General features: G+C 67.3%; 4 protein-coding genes. All 4 read left to right on the top strand.

From position 1 onward, the window contains the following. Nucleotides 1-690 (top strand): GlxA family transcriptional regulator (locus ACFE99_RS24385; RefSeq protein ID WP_375489356.1); only part of this gene is annotated, 690 nt, incomplete at its 5' end. 14 nt (nt 691-704) lie between these two features. Further along, nucleotides 705-1445: a DJ-1/PfpI family protein gene (locus ACFE99_RS24380; RefSeq protein WP_375489354.1), complete on the top strand. Its 741-nt coding sequence runs from the start codon at nt 705-707 to the stop codon at nt 1443-1445. Next, nucleotides 1442-2230: an alpha/beta fold hydrolase gene (locus ACFE99_RS24375; RefSeq protein ID WP_375489352.1), complete on the top strand. Its 789-nt coding sequence runs from the start codon at nt 1442-1444 to the stop codon at nt 2228-2230. Before ACFE99_RS24380 ends, ACFE99_RS24375 begins: the two co-directional genes overlap by 4 nt. A gap of 25 nt (nt 2231-2255) precedes the next feature. Next, on the top strand, nt 2256-3086 hold an 831-nt coding region (locus tag ACFE99_RS24370; RefSeq protein WP_375489350.1), incomplete at its 3' end, for a thiamine pyrophosphate-binding protein.

Raw genomic sequence — 3086 nt, 5'->3', positions numbered from 1 at the left:
ATCATCGCCTGGATCCAGGCCGTCGCCGGCAGCGCCCGCCGCGTCGTCAGCGTCTGCACCGGAGCGTTCCTGGCCGCGCAGGCCGGGCTGCTCGACGGCTGTACAGCCACTACCCATTGGGCCTACGCCGAGCAGCTCCAGCGGGAGTTCCCGGCCATCACCTTAGAACCCGAGCCGATCTTCCTGCGCAGCTCGCCCACGGTATGGACCGCTGCCGGCGTCACAGCCGGCATCGACCTGACGCTGTCGCTGGTCGAAGACGACAACGGCACCGACGTCGCCCAGACCGTGGCCCGCTGGCTGGTGCTGTTCTTGCGCCGGCCCGGCGGGCAGACCCAGTTCGCCGCCCCGGTGTGGATGCCGCGCGCCAAACGCGAACCGATCCGCCACGTACAGGAAGTGATCGAGTCGCAGCCCGGCGGCGCACACAGCATCACCGAGCTGGCCCGCCGGGCCGGGATGAGCCCGCGGCATTTCGCCCGGCTGTTCACCGACGAAGTGGGCGAGTCGCCGGGGGCCTACGTCGAACGCATCCGCATCGACGCCGCGCGCCGGCAGCTGGAAGAAACCGACGACACCGTCGTGGCAATCGCCGCGCGCTGCGGCTTCGGAACCTCAGAATCCATGCGGCGCAATTTCGTTCGGCGCATCGGCGTATCCCCCGACCACTACCGCAAGACCTTCGCCTGATCAAAGGAGTACACATGCAGATCGCGATTGTGCTGTATCCCGGCTTCACCGCATTGGATTTCATCGGCCCGTATGAAGTGTTGCGGTGGCTGCCCAAGGCCGAGGTCCGCTTCGTATGGCACGAGGCCGGCCCGATCACCGCGGATTCCGGTGTGCTCGTCGTCGGTGCGACGCATTCGTTCACCGAAACACCTTCTCCCGACTTGATTTTGGTGCCGGGCGGTATGACGTCGGTCGAGCACGCGCGCGACGAGAAGCTGCTGGAGTGGTTGCGGCAGGCCCATCAGACGTCGACGTGGACGGCTTCGGTGTGCTCGGGGTCGATCATCCTGGCGTCCGCGGGCCTGCTGCAGGGCAAGCGGGCCACGACGCACTGGATGGCGCTGAGCGCCTTGAAGGCCCTTGGCGCCATCCCCGTCGACGACCAACGCATCGTGCAATCCGACGACAGGATTGTCACCTGCGCGGGGGTATCGGCGGGCATCGACCTGGCGTTGTGGCTGGCCGGGCAGATCGGTGGGGAAAGTCGCGCGAAGGTCATCCAATTGTCCATGGAATACGACCCGCAGCCGCCGTTCGATTCTGGCCACATGTCCAAGGCGTCGGCGTCGACCAAGGCGGCTGCCACCGCTTTGATGGCCAAGGACCTGGTCAAACCGGACCAGCTCAAAGCGGCGACGATGCTGCTGTGGCATCGGGCTCTCAGTGGTGCCCGCTCGCGGCGCAAACGCAGGCTTGTACCGTCCATGAAGTGATCAACCTTGCTTACGAAGACCGCGGGAACGGCGAGCCCGTGCTGTTCATCGCCGGCCATGGGGGCTCTGGACGCACGTGGCATCTGCATCAGGGTCCTGCCTTCCTGGCGGCCGGGTATCGCGTCATCACCTTCGACAACCGGGGAGTGGGCGCTACCGAGAACGCCGACGGATTCACCACGCAAACCATGGTTGGCGACACTGCGGCGTTGATCGAAAAGCTCGATGCCGCTCCAGTGCGGGTCGTCGGAGCGTCGATGGGCGCGTTCATCGCGCAGGAACTCATGCTGGCCCGGCCCGATCTGGTCAGCAAGGCGGTGCTGATGTGCACCCGCGGCCGTTTGGACCGCGCGCGTGACTTTTTCCACACCGCCGAAGCCGAGCTGTTCGCCTCCGGCATCCAGCTACCTGCCGCATACGACGCGAAAATTCGTCTGCTGGAAAGCTTTTCGCCCAAAACGCTGAACGACGATGCGGCCGTCGCCGACTGGATCAGCATGTTCACCGCGTGGCCGAGTAAGCCCACTGCTGGATCGCGAACCCAGCTCGGCATCACGCCCCGGAACAACCGGTTGCCTGCCTACCAAAGCATCACCGCGCCGGTTCTGGTGCTCGGTTTCCGCGACGACCTGGTGACGCCGCCGCACATGTGCCGCGAGGTTGCCGACGCTATTCCCAACGGCCGCTACCTGGAAATCGCCGATGCCGGCCACCTCGGGTTTTTGGAGCAACCGAAGGCCGTCAACGACGCCGCGCTGCAGTTCTTCGCCGGCGCGGCGGCCTGAGCATCCTCACGCCTAGGCTGGACTGGTGAACCCGTCCACCACGCAGGCCCGGGTGGTCGTCGACGAGCTCATCCGCGGCGGCGTGCGCGACGTGGTGCTGTGCCCCGGCTCACGCAATGCGCCGCTGGCCTTCGCGCTGCAAGACGCCGACCGGTCCGGGCGCATCCGCTTGCATGTGCGCATCGACGAGCGCACCGCCGGCTATCTGGCCATTGGGCTGGCCATTGGCGCGGGTGCACCGGTCTGTGTGGCGATGACGTCGGGCACGGCGGTGGCTAACCTCGGCCCCGCGGTGGTCGAGGCTAACTACGCGCGGGTGCCGCTGATCGTGTTGTCGGCCAACCGGCCCTACGAGCTGCTGGGCACCGGCGCCAACCAGACCATGGAGCAGCTCGGCTACTTCGGCACCCAGGTGCGCGCCACAATCAGCCTGGGCCTGGCGGAGGACGCGCCCGATCGCATGGATGCCTTCAACGCGACCTGGCGATCGGCCACCTGCCGGGTCTTGGTGGCTGCCACCGGTGCGCGCAGCGCCAACGCCGGCCCAGTGCACTTCGATATTCCGCTGCGCGAGCCGCTGGTGCCCGACCCCGAACCCGGTCCTGCGGCCGCGGCCACACCACCGGGCCGGCCGGGCGGCAAAACCTGGACCTACACCCCACCGGTCACCTTCGACCAGCCGCTGGACATCGACATCAGCAAAGACACCGTCGTCATCGCCGGCCACGGCGCCGGCACCCACCCCAACCTGGCCGAGTTGCCGACCGTCGCCGAGCCCACCGCACCGCCGGCCGCCAACCCACTGCACCCGATGACACTGCCGCTGCTGCACCCGCAGCAGGTAATCATGCTGGGC

Origin of the sequence: uncultured Mycobacterium sp. (genome assembly GCF_964249325.1) — a bacterium.
Classification (GTDB): Bacteria; Actinomycetota; Actinomycetes; order Mycobacteriales; family Mycobacteriaceae; genus Mycobacterium.
Note: the sequence above shows the minus strand (reverse complement) of the source record. Positions and strands in the feature narration are given on the sequence as shown.

Excerpts from the sequence above, each read along its gene's own strand:
- ACFE99_RS24380 (WP_375489354.1), top strand. The coding sequence starts at position 705 with ATGCAGATCGCGATTGTGCTGTATCCCGGCTTCACCGCATTGGATTTC.